General features: G+C 68.5%; 15 protein-coding genes. 9 read left to right on the top strand and 6 right to left on the bottom strand.

Features of this window, described 5'->3' with window-relative positions; genetic code table 11:
• Positions 1 to 5: 5 nt before the first annotated feature.
• The 5 genes from ACSYGO_RS43705 to ACSYGO_RS43685 are packed head-to-tail and all read left to right on the top strand — an operon-like array spanning position 6 to position 5,424.
• Positions 6 to 1,304, top strand: a complete 1,299-nt coding sequence (locus ACSYGO_RS43705) for an MATE family efflux transporter (protein ID WP_426675059.1) — start codon at positions 6 to 8, stop codon at positions 1,302 to 1,304.
• A complete protein-coding gene (locus ACSYGO_RS43700) occupies positions 1,301 to 2,248 on the top strand; it encodes a glycosyltransferase family 2 protein (RefSeq protein ID WP_426675060.1) in 948 nt (315 codons plus the stop codon). Before ACSYGO_RS43705 ends, ACSYGO_RS43700 begins: the two co-directional genes overlap by 4 nt.
• Entirely contained in the window at positions 2,245 to 3,543 is a 1,299-nt protein-coding gene (locus tag ACSYGO_RS43695; RefSeq protein ID WP_460390130.1) for a polysaccharide pyruvyl transferase family protein, read from the top strand. The genes ACSYGO_RS43700 and ACSYGO_RS43695 overlap by 4 nt, the downstream gene beginning before the upstream one ends.
• Positions 3,540 to 4,091, top strand: a complete 552-nt coding sequence (locus ACSYGO_RS43690; RefSeq protein WP_460390129.1) for a dTDP-4-dehydrorhamnose 3,5-epimerase family protein — start codon at positions 3,540 to 3,542, stop codon at positions 4,089 to 4,091. The genes ACSYGO_RS43695 and ACSYGO_RS43690 overlap by 4 nt, the downstream gene beginning before the upstream one ends.
• A gap of 7 nt (positions 4,092 to 4,098) precedes the next feature.
• The gene (locus tag ACSYGO_RS43685; RefSeq protein ID WP_432186432.1) at positions 4,099 to 5,424 is read left to right on the top strand and encodes a glutamate-1-semialdehyde 2,1-aminomutase; all 1,326 of its coding nucleotides are present in this window, start codon (positions 4,099 to 4,101) and stop codon (positions 5,422 to 5,424) included.
• 12 nt (positions 5,425 to 5,436) lie between these two features.
• On the opposite strand, the gene ACSYGO_RS43680 is transcribed toward ACSYGO_RS43685, so the two are convergent.
• On the bottom strand, positions 5,437 to 6,123 hold the full coding sequence (locus ACSYGO_RS43680) for a phosphatase PAP2 family protein (RefSeq protein WP_435222001.1): 687 nt from the start codon (positions 6,121 to 6,123) through the stop codon (positions 5,437 to 5,439).
• An 856-nt stretch (positions 6,124 to 6,979) separates the two neighbouring features.
• Here ACSYGO_RS43680 and ACSYGO_RS43675 point away from each other — a divergent pair.
• A complete protein-coding gene (locus ACSYGO_RS43675) occupies positions 6,980 to 8,137 on the top strand; it encodes a DUF3103 family protein (RefSeq protein WP_432172791.1) in 1,158 nt (385 codons plus the stop codon).
• 183 nt (positions 8,138 to 8,320) lie between these two features.
• Here the strand turns inward: ACSYGO_RS43675 and ACSYGO_RS43670 are convergent, their stop codons facing one another.
• Positions 8,321 to 8,665 carry a hypothetical protein gene (locus tag ACSYGO_RS43670; protein WP_460390128.1) on the bottom strand — a complete coding sequence of 115 codons (345 nt, stop codon included), beginning with the start codon at positions 8,663 to 8,665 and terminating at the stop codon, positions 8,321 to 8,323.
• A gap of 295 nt (positions 8,666 to 8,960) precedes the next feature.
• Here ACSYGO_RS43670 and ACSYGO_RS43665 point away from each other — a divergent pair, with 295 nt between their 5' ends.
• Both ACSYGO_RS43665 and ACSYGO_RS43660 read left to right on the top strand, forming a co-directional pair.
• Positions 8,961 to 9,695 (top strand): hypothetical protein, encoded by a 735-nt coding sequence (locus ACSYGO_RS43665; RefSeq protein ID WP_460390127.1) that lies wholly within the window; start codon positions 8,961 to 8,963, stop codon positions 9,693 to 9,695.
• Between the two features lie 99 nt (positions 9,696 to 9,794).
• Entirely contained in the window at positions 9,795 to 10,727 is a 933-nt protein-coding gene (locus ACSYGO_RS43660; protein WP_460390126.1) for a pyridoxamine 5'-phosphate oxidase family protein, read from the top strand.
• Between the two features lie 130 nt (positions 10,728 to 10,857).
• Here the strand turns inward: ACSYGO_RS43660 and ACSYGO_RS43655 are convergent, their stop codons facing one another.
• Complete coding sequence (locus ACSYGO_RS43655; RefSeq protein ID WP_460390125.1) at positions 10,858 to 11,106, bottom strand: universal stress protein; 249 nt, start codon at positions 11,104 to 11,106, stop codon at positions 10,858 to 10,860.
• 131 nt (positions 11,107 to 11,237) lie between these two features.
• On the opposite strand from ACSYGO_RS43655, the gene ACSYGO_RS43650 reads away from it, so the two are divergent.
• Entirely contained in the window at positions 11,238 to 12,239 is a 1,002-nt protein-coding gene (locus tag ACSYGO_RS43650) for an Acg family FMN-binding oxidoreductase (RefSeq protein ID WP_460390124.1), read from the top strand.
• Between the two features lie 112 nt (positions 12,240 to 12,351).
• Here the strand turns inward: ACSYGO_RS43650 and ACSYGO_RS43645 are convergent, their stop codons facing one another.
• From ACSYGO_RS43645 to ACSYGO_RS43635, 3 genes are all read right to left on the bottom strand, one after another.
• Positions 12,352 to 12,618 carry a hypothetical protein gene (locus tag ACSYGO_RS43645; protein ID WP_460390123.1) on the bottom strand — a complete coding sequence of 89 codons (267 nt, stop codon included), beginning with the start codon at positions 12,616 to 12,618 and terminating at the stop codon, positions 12,352 to 12,354.
• Positions 12,619 to 12,838: 220 nt separating this feature from the next.
• Positions 12,839 to 13,366, bottom strand: a complete 528-nt coding sequence (locus ACSYGO_RS43640; protein ID WP_460390122.1) for an SMI1/KNR4 family protein — start codon at positions 13,364 to 13,366, stop codon at positions 12,839 to 12,841.
• Positions 13,363 to 22,011 (bottom strand): golvesin C-terminal-like domain-containing protein, encoded by an 8,649-nt coding sequence (locus ACSYGO_RS43635; protein ID WP_460390121.1) that lies wholly within the window; start codon positions 22,009 to 22,011, stop codon positions 13,363 to 13,365. The genes ACSYGO_RS43640 and ACSYGO_RS43635 overlap by 4 nt, the downstream gene beginning before the upstream one ends.
• Positions 22,012 to 22,147 lie beyond the last annotated feature (136 nt).

Here is a 22,147-nt window from a genome sequence, read left to right as displayed (position 1 = left end):
CGCCGATGACCACCGAGGGGGAGAATCCGCCGACGACGGCGCCACCGGCCGGGTCCGCCAAGCGGGCCCTCGTCGGCCGGCTGTCCTGGGGGCTGGCCGACCAGGCGGCCTCCAGCATCAGCAACTTCGCGGTGGGCATCTATGTGGCCCGCTCGCTGGGGGTGACCGCGTTCGGCGTGTTCAGCCTCGCCTGGGTGACGTACGGCGTGGTGCTCAACGTCTCCCGCGGGCTGGCCACCGATCCGCTCACGGTGCGCTTCAGCGGCCCGCCGGGCGCGGCCTGGCGCGGGGCGGTGGGCCGCTCGACGGGTACCGCCCTCGTCGTCGGCGCCGTCCTCGGCGCGGTGTGTCTGGTGGCGGGGCTCGGCCTCGGCGGCCGCGTCGGCCCCGCGTTCGCCGCGCTCGGTGTCATGCTGCCGGGGCTGCTGCTCCAGGACGCCTGGCGGTACTCGTTCTTCGCCGCGGGCACCGGGCGGAAGGCGTTCCTCAACGATGTCGTGTGGGGTGTCGCGCTCGTCCCGGCCATGGTGGTGGCCGCCCGCGTCGGCACCGTCGCCGCCTTCGTGCTCGCCTGGGGCGCGTCCGCCACGGTGGCGGCGGGCTACGGCTACGTCCAGTCCGGCATCCGGCCCCGGATGACCGAGGCGCGCGGGTGGCTGCGCGAGCAGCGCGATCTCGGCTACCGGTACCTGGTCGAGAACGTCAGCCTCAGTGGCGCGAGCCAGTTGCGGGCGTACGGGCTCGGCGTGATCGTCGGGGTCGGCGCGGTGGGCGCGGTGCGCGGCGCCGAGCTGCTGCTCGGCCCGTTCCTGGCCGTACTCATGGGCCTTTCGCTGGTCACCGTCCCGGAGGCGGCACGCGTACTGCGCCAGGCCCCGCATCAACTGGGCAGGTTCTGCCTGCTCCTCGGCACAGGGCAGGCCGTCGGCGCGCTGCTCTGGGGCTCGGCGCTGCTGCTGATGCCCGGCCGGCTCGGCGAGATGGTGCTCGGCGACGTCTGGCACTCCGCCTCTCAGCTCATCGTGCCGATCAGCCTCGGCGTCGCCGGCGCGGGCCTCGGCACCGGCGCGGCGGCCGGGCTGCGCGCGCTCGGCGCGGCACGGCGCAGCCTGCGCTGCCAGTTGTTCGCCTCCGCCTGCTACGTCGGCGGCGGACTCGGCGGCGCGGCCGCCGGCGGCGCGGTCGGCTCGGCCTGGGGCGTCGCCGCCGCGACCGTCAGCGGCTCGGCCGTGTGGTGGCTGCAACTGCGGTCCGCCCTGCGCGAGCACGCTCAAGAACCGATCCCCGAAGTGAGGACGTCATGACCGCGCAACCCAGGCTGAGCATCGGCCTGCCCGTGTACAACGGCGAGGAGTACCTGGCCGAGTCGCTCGACGCCCTGCTCGGCCAGACCTACGAGGACTTCGAGCTGGTCATCTCGGACAACGCCTCGGCCGACGGGACCGAGGACATCTGCCGCCGGTACGCCGCGAAGGACTCGCGCATCCGCTACATCCGGCTGCCCCGGAACATCGGCGCGACACCGAACCACAACCATGTGCTCGCCGAGTCCCGCGGCGAACTGTTCAAGTGGGCGTCGCACGACGACCTGTACGGCCGGGATCTGCTGCGGGTGTGCGTGGAGGCGCTGGACGAGCGGCCGGAGATGATCCTCGCGCACACCGGCCAGGCGGTCATCGACGGCGACGGCAAGGTGAAGGTCCCCTACGAGTACACGCTCGCCACCGAGTCGCCGCACGCGCCGGAGCGCTTCCGCAGTCTGCTGTTCGAGCCCGGCGGCGACGACTTCTACGGAGTCATGCGGACCGACATGCTGCGCCGGGTCAAGCCGATGGACAGCTACCACCACGCGGACCGCACGTACGTCGCCGAGATCACCCTGCACGGGCCCTTCCACCAGGTACCCGAGCTGCTCTACTTCCGCCGCGACCACCCCACCCGCGCGGAGCGGGCGAACCCGTCCAAGCGCTCCCGGTGCGTCAACCTGGACCCGCGCCGGGCCGGCTTGCTGCACCCGACGCCCCGGCTGCTCGCCGAGTACGTGTGGGGCTTCGCCTCGGCGATCCGGCGGGCGCCGCTGTCCGCGGCCGACCGCCGCGCGTGCTTCCGCCACCTGGCCTCGTGGATGACCAGCCGGGTCCGGCCGGGCGCCGGCGAGCGGGTCGAGGACCGCGCCCCGGTCGACCCGGACCGGCTCACCGTCTCCGTCGACGCCCTCGTCGCCGGTCGCGAGGGGAGGCAGGCATGACGTCCGCGGACAGACCTCCGGTGCGCGTCGGTGTGTTCGGCCTGCTCGGCTCCGGCAACCTCGGCAACGACGGGTCGCTGGAGGCCGTTCTCGGGTATCTGAGACACCGGCACCCGGACGCGGCCGTGGACGCGCTGTGCGGCGGGCCCGAGGCCGTCACGGCCCGGTTCGGGATCCCCGCCACGCGGCTGCACTGGTACCGCGGGGAGTACCGGACCGCGTCGCGCGCGGGCGCGATCGCGGGGAAGGGTCTGGGCAAACTCGTCGACGTGTTCCGCACCGCCGCCTGGGTGCGGAAGCACGACGTGGTGATCGTGCCGGGCATGGGCGTCCTGGAGGCCACGCTGCCGCTGCGGCCGTGGGGCTTCCCGTACGCGCTGTTCCTGCTCTGCGCGAGCGGCCGGCTGCTGCGCACCCGGGTCGCGCTGGTCAGCGTCGGGGCGGCCGAGATCCGCAACCGGCCGACCCGCGCCCTGGTGCGCTGGTCGGGACGGCTTGCCGCGTACCGGTCCTACCGGGACGACCAGTCCCGTGACGCGATGCGGGCGATGGGCGTGGACACCGCGCGCGACAAGGTCTACCCGGACCTCGCGTTCTCCCTGCCCGCCCCGCGGTCCCCCGAGCTCTCGGCTTCTCCCCCGGCCTTCGGCCGGGAGGTGCCCCCAGAGCAGGGAGGTACCCCCATCGAGCCCTCCGGTGCGCCGGGCCCGGTGTGCGTCGGTGTCATGGACTTCCACGGGGGCAACGACGACCGCGCCCGTGCCGAGGAGATCTACCGGCGCTATCTCGACGGGACGATCCGGTTCGTACGCACGCTGGCCGAGGAGGGCAGACCGGTCCGGCTGCTCACCGGCGACACCTGTGACACGTCGGTGGTCGCCGCGATCCTCGACGCGGTGGACTCGCCGCTGGTCACCGCGGCAGAGCCGGCCTCGCTCGCCGACCTGATGAACGAGATGGCCGCCGCCGACACCGTGGTGGCGGTCCGCTACCACAACCTGATCTGCGCGCTGAAGACCGGCACACCGGCGCTCGCGCTCAGCTATGCGGCGAAGAGCGACGCGCTCATGGAGCGGATGGGTCTCGGTGCGTACTGCCACCCGGCGCGCGAGGTCGACGACGACCGACTGCTCGAACAGTTCCGGGCGTTGGAGAAGCGATCGGCGGCACTGCGGCAGGTCCTCTCCGAGAGCAACCAGGCCGCCGCGCGGCAACTGGACGACCAGTTCGACGAGTTGACCGCGACCCTGTTCCCGGCGACCGACCACGCCCACGCCCAGCGGGAGACCCGATGAAAGCGACCGAAGTACCGGCGATCGCCGGCGCGTACCTGTTCGAGCCGACGCCGTACGCCGACGAACGTGGCTTCTTCTGCCGCACCTTCGACGCCGACGTGGTCCGCTCGGTGGGCCTCGACCCGGACGCCTTCATCCAGGACAGCGTGTCCCGCTCGGTCCGGGGCGTGCTGCGCGGCCTGCACCTGCGCTCCGGCGCCGGCGAGGCCAAGCTGGTGCGGTGCTCGTACGGGACGATCTTCGACGTCGTCGTGGACCTGCGGGCGGACTCTCCGACGTACCGCAATGTGGCCTCCTTCGAACTGTCCGGCGAGACGCAGGTGTCCCTGTACATCCCGGCGAGGTGCGCGCACGGCTTCCAGGCGCTGACCGAGACCGCTGACACCTCGTACCGGATCGACCGCCCGCACGATCCGGCCGAGGACGTGACGATCGCGTTCGACGACCCCGAACTCGCCATTCCCTGGCCGCTGCCGGCCACGTCGATGTCCCCACGGGACCGGGAGGCGCCGAGCCTCGCCGAGGTCCTGAAGCACAGAGAAAGTTGAGGTCCCCGTGGACACCGAAGAGCTTCACCTGCCCTTGTCGCGGACAGCCAACGAGCGGCTGCACGCCATGATCCCCGGGGGCGCGCACACCTACGCCAAGGGCGACGACCAGTATCCCGAGAACCTGGCCCCGGTCATCAGCCACGGCAGCGGTGCCCACGTGTGGGACGTCGACGGCAACCGGTACATCGAGTACGGCTCCGGGCTGCGGTCGGTCAGCCTCGGCCACGCGCACCCGCGCGTGATCGAGGCGGTACGGCGCGAGCTCGACCGCGGGAGCAACTTCGTCCGGCCGTCCATCGTGGAGGTCGAGGCCGCGGAACGCTTCCTGGCCACGGTGCCGACCGCCGAGATGGTGAAGTTCGCGAAGAACGGCTCCGACGCCACCACCGCCGCGGTGCGCCTGGCCCGCGCCGCCACCGGGCGCCCGCGGGTGGCCCTCTGCGCCGACCACCCGTTCTTCTCCGTCGACGACTGGTTCATCGGCACGACGCCGATGTCCGCCGGCATTCCGGCGGAGACCAACGACCTCACCGTGACATTTCCCTACGGGGACCTGGCCGCCACGGAGGAGCTGCTCACCCGGCACCAGGACGAGGTCGCCTGTCTGATCCTCGAACCCGCCACCCACACCGAGCCGCCACCCGGGTACCTCACCGGCCTGCGCGAGCTGGCCGACCGGCACGGCTGCGTCCTGATCTTCGACGAGATGATCACCGGTCTCCGCTGGTCCGAGGCGGGCGCCCAGGGCCTGTACGGCGTCGTGCCCGACCTCTCCACGTTCGGCAAGGCGCTGGGCAACGGATTCGCCGTCTCCGCGCTGGCCGGGCGTCGCGAGCTGATGGAGCGGGGCGGGCTGCGTCACTCCGGCGATCGGGTCTTCCTGCTGTCCACCACGCACGGTGCGGAGACGCACTCCCTGGCGGCCGCTATGGCCGTGCTCACCACCTACGTCGAAGAGGGCGTCACCGCGCGGCTGCATGCCCTCGGCGAGCGACTCGCCGCCGGTGTCCGCGAAGCGGCGGCCACCATGGGCGTCGGCGAGCACGTCGTCGTCCGGGGCCGGGCCAGCAACCTGGTCTTCGCCACTCTCGACGAGAACGGGCAGCCGTCGCAGGAGTACCGCACCTTGTTCCTGCGCCGGCTCCTCGCGGGCGGGGTGCTGGCGCCGTCGTTCGTGGTGAGCAGCGCGCTCGACGACGCGGACATCGACCACACCGTCGACGTGGTGGCCCAGGCCTGTGCGGTGTACCGGAAGGCACTGGACGCCGCCGACCCCACCCCCTGGCTGGCGGGACGACCGGTGAAGCCCGTGTTCCGCCGCTCGGCGTGACGTGACGTGCCGTCAGTGACGTTCCCGCCGACCGGCGTCGGCCCGCCGGTCGGCCCGCCGGTCGGCCGTCCTGTCGACCAGCCACGCGGTCGCCGGCATCACCGCCAGCGCGGTGCACCAGCCACCGAGGACGTCGGTCGGGTAGTGCGCGCCCAGGGCGACCTGGGCCCAGCCCATGGCGGCGCCGGCGACCAGCGCCGCGCCGAGCACGAGTGACGTGCCGGCCGTCCCGCCGAGGCCGAGCCGGTCGGTCGCGAGCAGTGCCACCACGAAGGCGAGTGCGGTGGCGAAGGCGGTGTGCCCGCTCGGATAGGACAGGTTGCCGTCGCCGTGGATGGTGCGTCCCACCAGGGACTTGAGCAGCGTCGCCGTCCCCACGGTCAGGGCGGCGCCGCAGACGACGAGCACCGCCGCGCGCGGACGCCGAAGCAGCAGGCAGCCCGTCACGGCGGCCACGACCAGCATCGCCGCGCCCACCGGCTCCCCCAAGAAGTCCAGGGCCAGCGCGACGTACCGCCACGGCGGCCGTACGCTGTCCGCCGTCGGCCGGACGACCCATCTGTCCACCCTGCCGGGTTGGCTGTGCCCGGCGTACAGGACCCCGATCACGGCGACCACCAGCGCGGCGAGGGCCGCCATGAGCCCGAGCCGTCCGCGCAGCGATGGGGGCAGCACCGCGGGCGCCGGCCGGCCGGTCACACGCTCACCGTGCCCGGTCGGCCTGCGGTGCTCCGCCGTGATCGGCAGACGGTGTTCCGGATCCTGACCACTGGACGCAAGGTGAGGGGGCGTCCCTTCGTCCGACCGGTGGGCAACCATGAATCCGCGGCCTCCTGTTTCCCCTGTTCCAGGCGGCGATCGAGCCGCGTACCCCGCTCACGACCGAGACGGGGAAAGGTCCGCACACCGTCGCGGACCGGCCGCCGGATGCGACGCGCCTCCCCCGCCCGTCGGGGCCGATGCCATGTCACCCACCGCTGCCGCGATGCCGCGCCCCCGCGAACTGCCTGCTGCCGCCCGCCGACACGGCCGGGATCGTCAGCTGTACGGGCGGCGCGCGGCCGAGCCGAGCAGATGTGCCGGCACATCAAGCGCGAACTGAGCCGGGCCGACCCCCAGGCCCGCTCCGGCCAAGTGGTCCAACGCCACCGGCGCCGGCCGCCGTCGCCTTCTGCCGGTGCCAACTCCCCACCTACGGGCCCCCCGTCGTGTCCGACTCGGCCTGCCCGGGAGCCATCAGCCTGTGCAGCCCCGAACTCGCCGTCCTGTCCGTCACCCTGGTCAAGGGCATCGGAATCAGTGTCCGCTTGCCACCCTAACCAACAATGCGGTCGCGGCAAGCGGCCCTCGAAAAGTCCGCGTGGGCCGTCCGGCGCCCGCGCACCCGTCTCCTCGCATCTGACGACCACTCAGTAGGAACGTCCGCCGGCCCTCTTGCTTGAAGTGTCATGCACCCGCCATCCTGGCTCCGGGAATCTACTCGCATAGATTCCCTTGCTCCCTCGCTCGTCTGACTCCGTCACCGTCAGCACCCGCTCCTTGGGAGGATCCTCAAGTGAGACCTCGTCAGCCGCGGCGCCACAGCGCCGCCGCCATCGTGGCGTCCCTGCTCGCCCTGTCCGCCGGCCAGACCGTCGCCGCGTCACCCGCAGCCTCGGCCCCCGCCGCTCCGGCCTCCACCACCACCGTGGCCACCGCCCAGGACCAGGCCGCTCGTTCCATAGCCCGCTCGCTCTCGGACACCGCCTGGCGCACCCGCGTCCAGCACGCCGCACTCGCGACCGACGAAGTGCCCATCACGGCACTGGCCGGCCGGAGCGACAGCAACCTGCAGTCCGTGCTGGCCCGCACGGACCGCCGGATCGCCGCGGCCAAGGGCCTTGATTCCGGCGTCGGTTCGCTGCTGCGGCTGCGCCTCGGGAACCACACCATGCGCGGCGCGCTGTCCGCCGGCAAAGCGCCCTGGGTGGCCCCCGCCGCCAGTGACGACGACGCCACCACGGTCGTCGCCTACGACAGCCGAGGCCATGCGCACACACTCGATGCCCGTCACGCGCCCGACCGCCCTGTCTATGTCGTCGACATAGACAGTTCCAAGGCGCTGGCCGCCGGCCTCGATGTTCTCAACCAGCAGCTGCACCGCTACGGCGTGGCCTCCAGCGCATCCGCATCGGTTCCCGAGTCGGGCACGGCCAAAAAGGCACAGACTCAGGCGGCCGCCGGGGGCTTCTGGACCACCCGCATCACCGCGGTGGAACTCTCGGACGACGAGGAACCCTGGGTCAAGGGCGACGCCGAGATCTACACGCTGGTCACCGGCTTCGGGCAGGACGGCACCGTACGCGTCGACCCCGTGGACATGCCGTACCTCGACAATGACGGCACCGTCTACCGGCCCGGCCAGATCCTGGTCAACTGGTCGAACTACAAGTACAACCTGGCCGACGCCGTGATGATGGAAGAGGACGGCAGCACCAACTACCGCGACCTCGCCAAGGCCATCGCCACCGTCCTGCTCACCGTCACCGACCAGGGGACCTACATTCCCCTCGTCAACGCGATCTTGGACGCCATCCCGAACGACTGGTGGACGGACGATCCCGACTACGTCGACTCCTGGTACACCCTCGCCCGCACCGACAACGGCACCCGGTACGGCGCTCGAGGCAACGGCTGGATGACCGTGGAACCGTACTTCGTCCAGGAGAACTGAGCCGAGCACACGCCGCTCGCAGTGCATCACCCCGACACGCGTGAGAACGGCTTCCTGATTCTTCATCAGGTGCGGTCGCGCGTCGGGGTGGTGCGCTGCGCGCACTTTCCACGACATCCCGGCGACACATCATGAACCCCTTCAGAACGGGGGAACGTGCAAGTGGGCGACGCCGAGCGGTGATCAACTCGCCGAGCTGCCGCGGGTCCGGTCCGCTGAACGGCCCACTCCAGGCCGCGCATTCGAGGAAGGCTCCTGGCCCAGATCGAGCAGCCGTGTCGCCCCCGAGCCGGTGGCCTTACGCCAGGCCGATTCGCTCGCCGTCCTCAGCACGGGCCAAGACCGCGCGAAAGTGTCGTTGCGAGCCTGTACGGGGAAGCGACGGAAGGCGGCGGCGACGTCGTCCTCGGTCTCGCCGTATGGAGGTTCGGCGAACGCTTCGGCGTAGACCGGCTTGAACGCGTCCGCGGCCCGCACTGCGGCCGCCCCGTCCATGCGCTGTGTCGCGATGATTCCTTGCCGCGCCATGTGGCCCCCCTCGGAGGGTCACGCAAACGCGCTCGCCGTGCACTCGCGGCCGCTGAAACTCCCGGATCCCTCCCACCAGGTCCGCCTTCGGATCCGTTCCCGTCGGTCGCGGGGCGTCGGTGCGGTCCCTTCACTTCGTGTCGTCGATGGACCGCTCAGCAAGGCCGATCGGCGCACGGCAGGGACCGGACGGCCCCTGGTCGGATCATCCCGGCCGGCGACACGCTGGAGGTGACAAGCCCGCGTCCGCCGGGTCCGGCGGACGCAGCCGGAACGGGCAGGAAAGGTGAGGATCATGCTCACTACGCGCAGGCGGACCGCTGCCGCACTGGCGGCCCTGGCGCTGACCGGCACACTGGCCGCCGGAAGTGCGGCAGGCCAGAGCAACACCAGCAGCACACCCCTGAGCCCGGTTGCCGCCCAGCCCCGGCCTTCCGACAGCGATTGCCCGGGACCGGGCGCTTCGGACGACGACAGGGACACGTGGGGTCCGGGCATGATGGGCAGCGACTGCTGGTGGGGGCCGGGCATGATGGGCGGGCCGTACTGGGTTCGTGGTGACGGCATGCCGGTGAAGAGTCTGGACCAGGCGCGCCGTCACGCCGACGCCTTCGCGGACCGGCTCGGTCTGCGCGTCGGCGAGGTCATGCAGTTCTCGAGGAACTTCTACGCCGAACTGGAGACGCCGACCGGAAAGCCGGCCACCGAGATCCTCGTCGACCCGGCCGACGGCGACACCGGGATCGAGTACGGGCCGGCGATGATGTGGAACACCGACTACGGCATGCATCCCCGCGGTCAGACCCAGAACCGGATCTCCCCCGACCGGGCCCGCGACCTCGCACAGCGGTGGCTGCGCAACCAGGGCAGCCATCTGACCACCGGCGAGGCCGAGGCCTTCCCCGGCTACTACACCCTGCACACGCTGCGATCGGGGAAGATCGACAGCATGCTGTCGATCAATGCCTCCACAGGCGCCGTGTGGGACCACACCTGGCACGGCACCTACATCGCCACCAGCGAGCACTGACAGGCGCCGGATCACCGCAGCATCCTTCCCAGGCCATGCGGAGGCACGCCATGCGTGGCACGTTGGATGGAGCACCGTTCTGAGGAAGGGACGGCGATCATGCGAGCACACCTCGGCGATCAACTCGTGGTCGAAAGCCCGGGCACCGGCGCGAGCAGGCGCGACGGCGAGATTGTCGGGCTCCACCATGAGGACGGAACCCCTCCCTACGACGTGCACTGGTCGGACACGGACGAGGTGACGCTCGTCTTTCCCGGTCCCGACGCCCACATCCGGCACCTCGACCACGGGTCAGAAGGAAGCACGGACGAACCTGCCCGGCCGAGTGCGGACGAGGCACGTCAGCAGGCGGACAGCGGACCCGGCATGCCCGGGCCCGAAGCGGCATCCCACGCGGGTGACATCGGACGTCGCATCGCCGCCGAACGCCGCCGCCAGGGACTGACCCAGGCAGAGGCAGCAAGACGCGCCAGCATGGCACCGCAGTACCTGGCCTACCTCGAAGAGCGATCGGCCGCCCCGAGCCTGGCAGCTCTCATCCGCCTCGCCGCAGCGCTGGGTACTTCCGTCGACGCTCTGCGCGGCGGCGGTGTCGATCTGCCCCCCGGCCAGGGCCAGGCGCTCCTCACCCCTCAGCTGCAGGACCTCGGCCCGGACGAGTGCCGTGCCCGGCTCTCCACGCATGGCCTGGGACGCGTCGCGGTGTCGACGCCGGACGGGCCAGGGGTCTTTCCGGTGAACTACGAGGTGGTCGACGACACCATCGCCTTCCGGACCGCGCCCGACTCGGCCCCCGCCGCGGCCGTGGGAACGGACGTCGCCTTCGAGGTCGATCATGTGGATGAGGCGATGAGCCTGGGCTGGAGCGTGCTCGCCGTCGGACCCGCCCGGGTGGTCACCGAGCCCGACGAGATACGACGGCTTGTCGACCACGCCCACAGCACTCCATGGGCGGGAGGCGACCGCGACATGTGGGTGTCGATCAGGCCCACACGCCTCACGGGGCGCCGGATCAGCCCCTCCGCCCGGTGAAGAGAGCGGCGCTGCCGCCCCTCACCGCAGGTCACCGCGAGGATTCCGGGGGCGGGTCCTTGGCGGAGTCCATCCAGGCTGGAGCACGGATCCTGACCGCCATCGCGGCGGCAGGCGTCTCCTGGGGAGATCAGCCACCCTCGCTGTGAGGGCCACGACACGCAACCATCGCCACGGAGCACCGCGCATGATGCAGCACCGCATGAGCCACGTGTCCCAGTGGCGCACCGATCGCGTGAGCCGGCCGACGGGCACCGACCACGAGCAGATCCGCGTGTCCGGACGCGTCGACCAGAGCACCGGCCGTGGACGGCGCTCGTGCCGCAGCCGATGGGGAGAACGGGACCAATGGCCCACCCCATTGCTCCCCTCGACCCATGACGGACCGGGAGAAGACAGCCGATCGTGAAACTGAGGCTCCGAATCGACGACGGGCCCGTGGAACACTGGAAGAGACGCGAGTCGCCCTTCCGTGAACGGCCTATCGGCCCCAGAAGGGAGGAAGATCCGGTGTCGGTTCAAGCACTTGACCTGCAGAGTGTGACGGCTCTGGTCGAAGACGCCACAGCCGCGCCATCCATGCACAATGCGCAGCCGTGGAGATTCCGCTTCCACCGCGACGACCGCACCTTCCAGGTGCGCTCGGATCTGGAGCGGGCGCTGCCTCGTGCCGACCCGTCCAACCGCGCTCTCCACCTGGGCTGTGCGGCAGCCCTGTTCAACCTGCGCGTCGCCGCCGCCCACGCGGGTTGGGGGGCGGCCACCGAATTGCTGCCCGACGCAGCCGACCCGCAACTGCTCGCGGTGATGCGGCTGACCAGCCCCCCGTCCCCGGGGCACGGCGTGGAGAACGACCTCGCCCTGCTCCATCCGGCGATCCGTCGCCGCCACACCAGTCGTCACCCGTTCTCGGACGAGGAGATACCCCAGCCGATCAAGGACGCTCTGAGCGCCGCCGCCCTGTTGGAGGGAGCACGGCTGATGTTCCCCGACGCATGGCATGTGCAGACGCTCCTGGATCTGGTCGACGATGCCGAAGGGCGCGATGCCGCGGACCCCGCCGCCTCCGAGGAACTGAAACGCTGGGTCCGCGTCGGTGCCGAATCAGCAGAAACCGCGGGTGACGGCGTACCGGACTACGCCTTTGGCCCTCGCAAGTGGCGCGGCAAGGCGCCCGTACGGGACTTCGCCGCCGGAGTGTCCGTACCCGGCCGCGAGACCGCCACATTCGAGAGCGTTCCCCAGGTCGCCGTGCTCGGCACCACGGACGACGGCCCGCGGGACTGGATGGTGGCGGGCCAGGCGATGGAGCGCGTCCTGCTCCAGGCCACCCTCGACGGGCTGGCCACCTCGCTCACCTCCCAGGCCCTTGAGTGGCCCGAACTCCGCTGGACCGCACGCTCCCCGGAGTCGGCCATGGGCTTCGTACAGATCGTCTTCCGCCTCGGCTACGGCCCCTCGGGGCCGAGGACGCCGCGGCGGCCGGTGAACGAGGTCCTCGACATCGAATGAGACGCTTCACGCTGGATCCACATCCAACGCGCCCTGCCGTCGTGGAACGACTCCCAGGCGGTGACAACGCGTCACGGCACCCTGCTCCCGACATGAGCAGAGGACGCACAGATCAGTCTCCCGTCATTCCCCAGAAGACCCACTCCACCTGATTCCCCTGCGAGTCGTACACCGGGGCGCAACAGCCGGAGCCGCGGAACATCGGAGGAAGATCCGACGCCGATGTCTTGTACGCACGTTCGACGACATCGCGTGTCGGCTTCTCCTCGCCGAAGTACTCGAGCACTTCCTGAGGAAGGACCATGCCCATGGTGCCGTCCTCCTCGTCATCGACGTCGTCCGTCTCGATCACGCGGTCCACGTCGATGTGCTCCGACATCGTGGCCGACGCCCACCACCGCAGCCCTCGCCCACAACCACCAGATCGGGAGAAGTGGCTACTTACCCAAACCCGGCGAGCTGTACCTCGGGCACACCCTCGGACTCGCGGCCGGCGCGACTGCTCGACGTCGATCCGTCTCGCGACTGACGTAATACGCCAACCGGCCCACGGGATCGATTCCCGTGGGCCGGTTTCCATCTACAGCTCGGCGCCTACGTCAATCAGCTTCGATCACGGGCGTTGTACCTGGGAAGTCCGGCGGCAGACCGTCCGGTGGTACAGCGCCGGTGACCAAACCGGCCAGGTATTCCGTCAAGGTTCCCTTGAATTCGCACCAGTCGTCGTTGTGACCGCTGACGAGAATCGTCCAGGACTGCGGGTTCGTCTCGTTCGTGCGCCAGAAGAAGACGTCCCCGTCGCAGGAGTCGCCCCACGGGACGAGACCACCCGGCTCCGGATAGGGCACGTAGCCGTGCGACATATCGGAATCCCGGAGGCTGGACAGGTCCCTGAGCAGCCCTCTCATTCCCGAGACGAAATGAGCTTCCTCGCCGGGGCTCGGGATGTGGAGTCCGAGGAATTCGTCGACCGTGAAAGGCGGGTATGCCTCGACGAGCTCGACGAAGTCCTCGGGGAAAACGATGCCTGTCTCTTCCGTGAGGAAGTTCCAGTCAATTCCCCTGGGTTCGTCCGTCCGGATCTCGAGCAGCGCCGGCAGCGCTTCCTCTAGTTGTCGAAGACTCAACAGGTCACCTGGCTTCCGGGTCTGTTCTGAACTTGCACCGAGAAAAGTACCCCATTCGGTGTCGTCGCCGTCATGCTGATGCCGGTGGGGATGTTCTCTCGACCGTCACCGTACTGCAACTGCCCTGAGTACAGCACTGGTTGGCCGGCTTCGAGGGCGGTGGCCATCCTGTTTTCGCACCGCTTCATTCCGGGGTCGTTCATCTCCCGGAAACCGGTGAAGATGTTCTCGCGCACCCAGGCGCCGTTGAACCGGTCACCGATGATGTGAGATCGATTGAAGATCCAGGCACGATCCCTGTCGCGCTTGCCGACGTAGCCGGGCGGGTTCCAGGTTCCCTGCCGATTTCCCCGAGAGTTCGGGGGTTTCAGATCCTGCGGGCAGATCAGTGCTGTGGCGCCGGTTGGCGCACCGTCCACGAGCGGCTGATAATTGTAGCGCTCGCTTCGAGGCTGGTTGCACGCACCGTTCTGGGTGTCGGGGAGCAGGGGCGGCCGCTGTGCGCTGCGGTCGATCTCCACCCACTGGGTCTTCTTTTCGTCGTCCCCGAAGACCTGGTCCGCGATCCAGTCGACGGCCATGTCCGTGGGGCTTTCGAATCCGGCGAGGTTGGCCACCACGCTGACGCCCGTGCTGAGCAGATTTCGCTTGCCGGCGGCCTTGAATCCGAACTTGAAGAATCCCTTGACGCCGCTGCCGGTGGCTTCCTTGAAGGTGGAGGTCGCCGTGCTTTCGATGGTGTCGATAAGACCGCCGAAGGACAGATGGCCGTCCATCTCCACCGCGGACGTCGGGTTGCCGCCCGCGAACGCGTATCGGTTCCCGGTGTAGGGGTCGCAGCCGAGGTTCATGTCGGCGAGTGCGCCGGTGTACATGTCCCGGGTGGTGAAGCGGTTCAGACCCGGGTCGTAGTCGCGGAAGCCCATGTCGTAGGTTCCGGAACGCGCGTCCCACCGCTTGGCATTGAAGCGGTAGGCGTTGTACGCCTCCTTGGTGGGGTCGGCGGTGTCGGGCTTGTCTATGCCCGTGAACTCGTCCTTGTCGTCCGAGCCGTAGGCCGTGTAGCCGTAGGTCGCCTTCGTGTCGCCGTTCTTGTCGGTGACCGTTTCGACGTCGGTGTGGCCGTTGTAGCCGTAGTAGCCGTCCTCCGTCGTCCCGTCGGTGTTGTGCTTGACCTGTGAGAGGCGCTCGCCCCATGGGCTGTACTGGTACGACTTGGACAGCGTGCCTTCGGTCTTCTCATCCAGAACCTCGTCGGACAGGCCCAGGTACTCGAAGTCGGTGGTCTTGCCGTCGGTGGTCGTGGATGCGGTGCGGTCCAAGGGGTCGAAGGTGTACTTGGTCGACTTGAGCGCGCCGGTGTCGTCGGCTTTCTGGGAGTCCACGACGTGGTCGAAACCGTCGTAGACGCTTCGCTCCACTACCTTGCCGCCGGCCGTGACCGTCTCCTGGCGGCCATAGGGGTCGTAAGTGTAGTTCGCCGTCGTGCTGCCCGTGGTGGCGGACTGCAGTCGGTTGCGGTCGTATTCGTAGGTGCTGGTGGTTCCTTCGATCGTTTGGCTGATGACGTTGGCGTTGTCGTCGTGGATGTAGGTCTCGGTGCCTGCTCCGTTGCCGGTCTTGACCGACTTGGCGAGCCGGTCGACCGGGTCATAGGTGTAGTCCACCGTCGAAGAGAGGTAGGCCGAGTGGTTGTCGGCGTTCATCTTCTTCGCGACGTCCTGTGCCTTGTTCCCGTTCGGGTCGTAGGCGTAGGTGTGGGAGGCGACGAGCGCCCCGTCCGCCTTCTGCTCCGTGGTCGACTTCAGGGAACCGTCGAGGTAGTAGCCGTAGTCGACGGTGTTGGTGTTCGCCTTGGTCTCGCGCAGGGCCTGGCCGCGGTCGGTGTAGGTGTAGGACGTGACCTTGGGCGAGGCATCCGTGGACGATTTACCGACCGACACCGTCTTGACCAACTCGCGCAGGTCGTACGTGTACTTGGAGAACTGGTCAGGGTGTGTGACCGTGCTCTGCTGGCCGTTGGCGTCGTAGGTGAAGGAGGTGGACTTCTTCTCCTGACCCGAGAGCGACTCGGTCACCCTCTCCACCTGATTGAGTCCGGTGTAAGCGACCATGTAGGCGTCGATCTTCGCGGTGGACGAGGTGTCGTCGATGGACGTCATGTTGCCGTTGACGTCGTAGTCGTAGACGAAGGACTTCTTCTCCGTGTCCGCCGGGTCACCAGAGATGTCCCGCACCAGTTTCACACCGTCGGCGACGACGATACCGCTGCTGTTCTGGTCCAGCTTCAGCTTGGTGTCCTCGCCCTGCTTCAGGCTGAAGGAGCCGAGCGAGACCCAGGCGCCGGTGTTCGCCGTCTGATCCTTGGTCACCGCAGGCTCAGTCGTCGTGCCGTGCGTCAGCGTGTACTTCGCCGCCCCGGCAGCACCGGTGACCTTCGGGTACTTCACGTACGCCGTGTAGGTGCCGTCCCGCGGGATGTTGAGCGTCCAGGAGAAAGCGTCAGTGCCCGTACCGGCCGTGTGGGTGCGATGGTCGTAGCCCTGCTGGCCGGTGATGTCTCCCTTCGACCAGGTACCGGTGAACGATGTGTTCTGCACGTCGGAGTTGTCGGAGAGGACGACCGACTTGCCGGCGGGCACACCGTCGTCGGACTTCGACTTCAGCGCCCCGTCGGGGTAGTACGACCAGGACATGGTCCGGTCGGAGGAACCGCCGGCGGAGGACAACGTCCGGTTGGTCTGCTTGCCCAGGTTGTCGTAGTCGTACGTAGTGACGATGTCCCACGAATCCGTGGACTTCTTCGTCCAGCCATTGTCGAAGTACGCAAACGTCGTGTCGTTGCGTACGGTCTCGCCCTCCGAAGGCGGCAGCGACGATTTGGCGACCCGACCGACCTCGTCGTAGTCGGTGCGCGTGTAGACGTTCGGATCGTTGTAGCGTGCGTCCGCCGGATCGTAGGGCTGGAACTGCTTGACGGGTCGATTCAGCGCGTCGTACTCGGTGCGCTGGGTGAAGTCGTCGGCGGTGGCCGTCGCCGTACCACGGGGCGTGATCACCTTCGTGAGGTTGCCGCCCTGGTCGTACTCGAACTGCGTCTTGCGGTAGGTGATCGACGTCGTGCCCGAGTACGGAACCCGGGCCTCCTTGCGCATGCCTCGCTCGTCGTAGTCGGTGTACGAGACGTTGTTCTCGGCATCCTTGGCCTGGACGACGAGGGAGTCCTTGTCGTAGGTCCGCGACGACGTATTGCCGGCAGCGTCCGTCACAGCAGTGACACGGTGATTCAGGTCGTAGTCGGTCTTGGTCGTGTAGTCGTCGGGATCCGTGGTGGCGTTCTTCTTCGGGTCGACGACTTTGAGGGCGTTGCCCACGTTGTCGTACGCGTAGGAGATCTTGTCACCCGAGGCGTTCGTCACGGATGTGAGCTGGTAGATCTCGTCGTAGTTGTTGGTGGTGACGTAGTCGGTCGCGTCCGACGTCGTCAGGGTGCCCTTGGGCTCCGTCGTCGTCTTGAGGTTGCCGACCTTGTCGTAGCCGTACTCGGTCCTGCGCGGGTCCGTCTGGTTGTTGGCCGGTGCTGTTGCCGAGATGAGCTGGTCCCCGTCGTCGTACACGGCCGTGGAGACCGCACCGTTGGGGGCGCTCGACTTCGTGATGTTGTCGTTCTCGTCATACACCGGTGCCGGCGTCGTGATCAGCACGCCGGCTGCCTGATCCTTCGGCACGGTGTTGACCAGCGGGCGCCCGAACGTGTCGTACGTCTGCGTGGTCTTCTTGTCGAGCGCGTCGGTGACCTGCGTGACCTGGCCGCGTTCGTCGTAGACGTACGTCGTCGAGTGGTTGAGCGCATCGGTGATGGTGGCCGGGTAGCCGGTCGGGCCGAAGTCGCTGTTCGTCGTCGGATTGCCGTTGGCGTCGGTCGACTTGGTCAACTGGCCGTAGGAGTTGTACTCGTACGACGTCGTGTAGTCCCCGGCCGTCGCTGTCGCGACACCCTTCGGGTCCGTGACCGTCTTCAGGTTCCCGAACGAGTCGTAGCCGAACTGCCAGGCGCGGCCTGCCGGCGAGGTCTTGCGGAACAGGTCGGCCGAGAACCCGTCGGCGCGGGTCTGGTACTCGAACGTGGACGCGTTGGCCGGGTAGGTGCCGGGGGCACAGTCCGAGGAGGGCGGGACGCCCGACTTGTTGTTCTCCGCGTCGCGCGACCAGAGCGGGTAGCCCGTCTTCTGGTCGTAGCAGTAGGCGGTCTTCGCCCCGTTGTCCTCCTCCAGGTATGTGACGTTGTTGTCCGCGTCCCAGCTCATCTTCGTGGTCTGGGACTTGGCGTTGGTCGTCTGGACCGGGCGGCCGAAGTCGTCCGTCACGTACTTCGTCGCATGCGACTCCGCGTCGGTGACGGTCGTGTCGGTGAACTTGGTGTTCGTGGTGTCCGCCGCGTAAGCGAAGCCCGTGTCGGAGCCCAGACGATCGGTGATCGTCTTCGTCCACCAGTGGTACTTCGGGTCGTCACCGGCCTTCGGCTCGTAGTACACGAACGACGTCGCGTGGCCACGCGGATCGGTGGCCTTGACGAGTTTGACGTTCTTGTTGCCCTGGGTGGCGTCGTAGGTGAACTTGAAGGTCTTCGGCTGGGACGAGCCGTCGCCGTCGGTGAACTGACCGAGCAGGCCCTTCGTCGTGTAGAAGAAGGAGATCTTGCGGCCGGAGATGTCCGTCATGGACTTCACGTGGTCGTAGATCTTCGAGTTGGTCAGGTTGGTGTCGCTGACCTTGGCGCCCGTGTCGTCGATGTAGTCGTACGACGCGTCGCCCTTCTCGTAGTAGTCGACCGTCAGGGACTGACGGGAGGCCGGGTCGGTGATGTACGTGAGGAACTTGGTCGGCTTGTTGTTGGACTTGCGTTCCTCGTACGTGTACGTCTGCGTGTTGCCGTTCTTGTCGACCGTGGACGTCAGGTAGCCGTCGCAGCCGAACAGGAACCGCGTGCCGTCGGGGCGCAGCAGAGTCCACGCGTCCGGCACCGGGTCCTTGTCCGGGGTGCAGTCCAGGCCGGGCTTGGCGGTGATCCGGTAGTGGACGCCTGCGGGGGCCTTCCAACTACCGTCCGCCTGCTTGGTGAAGACGTGGGTGGTGCCGTCACCGTCGGGGAGTCGTATCTCCGTGGGGTTGGGGTTGGGGTGGAAGTCCAGCGGCGCGCCGAGACGGATCGGGCCGGCCGCCTGGCCGGACCAGCCCGCACCGAGCACGGTGTCGGAGGTGTCGAGCGAGTTGTACGCGAACCGAGCGAACGTCGTCAGTCCGCGACCTGGGTTACTGAACGCGTTGTACGACCACACGCCGTTGCCGGAGGACACGTTGTTCATCACCGTCGAACCGGCGCCCGTGTTCTTGCCCGTGTACGAGTAGAACTTCTCCAGGCCGAGCGCGTTGGACGTCGGGTCCTCGACCGCCACGTTCTGCTTCAGGGACGGGATGCCGCCGGTGCCCGCGGACAGCCAGCTGCCGTCGGAGACCTTCTTGACGTCCCAGCCCAGCACGTAGTCCGTGCGCTTGTTGCCCTCATCGGAGTTGATGGGCGTCTTGACCTGCGCGTGGATCGTGGCCGACTGGCCGGGCGACAGCGCCGGTATCGCCGTGGACGCCTGGTTGCCACCGGTCGTCACGTCCGTGCCGTCGGGGAGCTTCCAGGTGTACGACATCACGCGCTCGCCCGCCGCCCAGGCGGCGTTCGTGGTGTTGGTGACCGTCATGTCCACCGTGTAGGTGGAGTTGGGGGTCATTCGGGCCGGGGTCTGCGGCGCGTAGTACGTGTCCTCCGTGGTGGAGTCCACGTAGATCACGCGCAGCAGCGGGCCGAGCTGCGGGTCGGGGGCCTCCGACGACAGGAACAGCGAGCGCTCCTGCGGACCGGTGGCGGACTCGTCCTTCAGCTTGACCAGGGCGCCCTTGTTGGACGTGGGCGTCTTGATCCAGCCCTGGGTGAGCGACGTGGCGTCCCACCAGTGGCGGCCCACCTCCGAGACCTGCGCGATCGTGTCGGAGACGGTGCCGGAGAAATCGCCACCCGCCGCGGTCCATGGCGTGCTGGTGGTCGCGTTGTTCCAGGTGGCCTGCGTCTCCGTGAAGTCCCGGTTCAGACCGTGGAGTTCGTAGATCGCGCCGTTGGTGTCGGTGGTTGTCTCCGCGCCCCACATGAACAGACGCGACTCGAGCACGGTGGCCGTCGTCGGGATGCTCGACGTGGTGAACTTCATCGCCGCACGGGCCTTGCCGTACGTGGTGGAGTTGTTGCCGACCTCCAGCCACTTCTGGCCGACGCCGAAGGAGGCGATGGTGTCCTCGTTCGTGGTGGGCTGCCCGGACGCCAGGGTCGTGTCCGTCACCCCGGACGTGCCCTGGATCAGCCGCATGGTGCGGCCCGCCTTCGGCACACCGACGATGCGGGTGGGCGAGCCGATCAGCTGGCCGTTCTGGGTCTTCACCGCGATCTGGTAGTAGTACGACCGGCCGATCTCCTCCGAGGAGGAGTCCGGGGTCGGGGTCGCGGTGGTGTCCGTGTACGCCGTCGTCGTCTTGCCGACCGGCGCCACCAGGGTCGCGGCGGACGGCGTGAACGTCTGCTGCGTGGAGCGGTGCAGCTGGTACTCGACGATGTCCAGGCCGGTATCGCCCGAGGTGTTCGCGTACGCCTTCCAGCTCAGCTCCGGGCCGGTGGAGTGCACGACGGTCGGCGAGTTCAGGGTGGTGCCGACCTTGCCGTAGGTCACCGTCAGGCGGGGAATGGTGGCCGTCTCGCCGCCGTAGTCGCCGTCACCGGACTCATAACGCGGGCCGCCGGTGGGGGCGGTGGCCGACTCGTCGGTCGCCTTGAGCACGAAGCCGTTGTTGACCGAGGCGCCGTCCAGCCACTGCTGGACGGTGTCGGTCACCGGGAACTTGTGCCACTGGTTGTACTCGCCGACGTTCTTCACGATGGACGCCGGGTTGGTGAACCGGACCGCGTCCGCGATCACCGCCGTGGTCGAGGACGCCGGGCCGTCGCCGAGCACGACCTTGCCGGCGGTTCCCTTGGCGAAGTCGATCTGCGAGCCGCCGTTCAGCGCGGCCCAGACTCCGTTGGTGCCCGACTGCTGGTTCACCGTGTACGTCGCGGTGCCGTCCTTGGAGGTCACCGTGTAGGGAGCGTTGGTCGCCCGGTCGGTGGCCGCCACATAGTGCGCCTCGACCTTGTAGGTGCCCGCTTCCTTGATGTCCGGCTGCCAGGTGTAGGTGTCACCGGCGACCGTGTCCTTGTTGGCCCGGTAGTCGGCGCCGATGCCGTACTGCGCCAGCGACGAGGTGGAGGCGGGCCAGTTGCCGACCGCGGCCGTGGTGCCCGCGTCGCCGTCGTCCACCTGGACGCTGGTGCCGGACAGTTCGCCCACCAGCGAGCTGGTGTTGGTCCAGTTCGCCGTCGTCTCGTTCCACGCGCCGGTCGCCCGGTACGCGCCGATGGTGACATCGTTGGCGTTGGTGGTGTGCGCCTGGTCGAAGTACATCTCCAGGCGGGCCGAGTCGATCTTCGTGCCCGAGGGGATCTCGTTCAGCGGGAACTTGACCAGCGAGCGGGAGATGCCTGTGTCGGTCTTGCCCGCCGAGAGCTTCCAGGTGGTGTTGAAGTTCGTCGACGCCTGGTCCGAGAGGACCATCGTGTCCTGGGAGTCCGTCGGCGAGGGCGCGATGGTGATCGTCGGGTCGATGACGACGGGGTACTGCCGCTCCTTGGCCGCCAGCCACTTGGTGTCCGGCGTGACCGTCAGCTTCCAGGACTTGCCGTCCCGGGTGAGCTTCTGCGTGACCTTGGTGCTGTAGGTCTCACCGAAGACGGACTTGTCCGCCTTCTTCGCGTCCGTCATGTAGGGCGCGGGGATCACCATGACCGGCGTGTGCGGCAGCTCGCCGTACAGCGCGATCGAGCCGTCCTTGCGGGCCTTCGGCACAAGACCGTCGGTTTCCAGGGTGAAGGTGAACTTCACCGGGCCGGACGGGCGTTCCGTGAGGGTGACGTTCTCCTTCACCCGGCCCGGTCCGACACCGTACTCAAGGTCCGCACCCTTCAGGGCGTCCTTGTAGGTGACCGTGGAGCCCTTGGCGGTCGGCTTGAGCGAATCGCCTGCACCCTGGAGTCCGAGGGTGACCGAGCGGCCGTCCGGCGAACGGAACCGGACGAGCCGGTCCGTGTCCGAACCGAACCAGCTCTGGCCCTCGTTCGAGGTGTTGGCGAACTCGAAACCCTTGGACTTCGACGTGTGAACGGCGGTGTCGATCGGCTTCCACGACTTCTTCCGACCCTGTGCGGATCGATAGGAGGTCGGTACGGCCGACAGTTCCGCCTGGACGCGGCCGTCCGACATCTGCCAGAAGCGTGCGCTGGACGTGCGGCGGCCCGTGAGCTCCCGGACCCTCACGGCCTTCGGGGCAGTCCTGCCCTTCGGCAGCTTCTGCCGGTCGGCCACGTCGAGTTCGTCGTGGGACGGAGGTTTGTCGAGCTTTCCGCCATCGTCGTCCCCGAACCACCCCTTGAGGGTGTCGACGATTCCCTTGTCGTCGTCCTTGCCTGATGCGGGTGCGGCATAGGCGAATTGTGGTAGCGCGGTACTCACGACCGCGGACACCACAAGACAGGAGATCACTCTCCCGTATCGGACTTTCACGTCCAATGCCCTCTCTATTGCGGCGCGCTCCCTTTCCGGCTTTTCGTGCGCGCACGGCGCGCAAGGCGAATGAGGGCACGCCGAA

The sequence above is a fragment of the Streptomyces krungchingensis genome, from assembly GCF_054729265.1.
Note: the sequence above shows the minus strand (reverse complement) of the source record. Positions and strands in the feature narration are given on the sequence as shown.

What these genes read in the sequence shown, in the direction of transcription:
- ACSYGO_RS43705 (WP_426675059.1), top strand. Translation starts at nt 6, where the DNA reads ATGACCACCGAGGGGGAGAATCCGCCGACGACGGCGCCACCGGCCGGG.
- ACSYGO_RS43665 (WP_460390127.1), top strand. Translation starts at nt 8,961, where the DNA reads ATGCTCACTACGCGCAGGCGGACCGCTGCCGCACTGGCGGCCCTGGCG.
- ACSYGO_RS43670 (WP_460390128.1), bottom strand. Translation starts at nt 8,665, where the DNA reads ATGGCGCGGCAAGGAATCATCGCGACACAGCGCATGGACGGGGCGGCC.
- ACSYGO_RS43695 (WP_460390130.1), top strand. Translation starts at nt 2,245, where the DNA reads ATGACGTCCGCGGACAGACCTCCGGTGCGCGTCGGTGTGTTCGGCCTG.
- ACSYGO_RS43690 (WP_460390129.1), top strand. Translation starts at nt 3,540, where the DNA reads ATGAAAGCGACCGAAGTACCGGCGATCGCCGGCGCGTACCTGTTCGAG.
- ACSYGO_RS43645 (WP_460390123.1), bottom strand. Translation starts at nt 12,618, where the DNA reads ATGTCGGAGCACATCGACGTGGACCGCGTGATCGAGACGGACGACGTC.
- ACSYGO_RS43655 (WP_460390125.1), bottom strand. Translation starts at nt 11,106, where the DNA reads ATGGGTCGAGGGGAGCAATGGGGTGGGCCATTGGTCCCGTTCTCCCCA.
- ACSYGO_RS43660 (WP_460390126.1), top strand. Translation starts at nt 9,795, where the DNA reads ATGCGAGCACACCTCGGCGATCAACTCGTGGTCGAAAGCCCGGGCACC.
- ACSYGO_RS43700 (WP_426675060.1), top strand. Translation starts at nt 1,301, where the DNA reads ATGACCGCGCAACCCAGGCTGAGCATCGGCCTGCCCGTGTACAACGGC.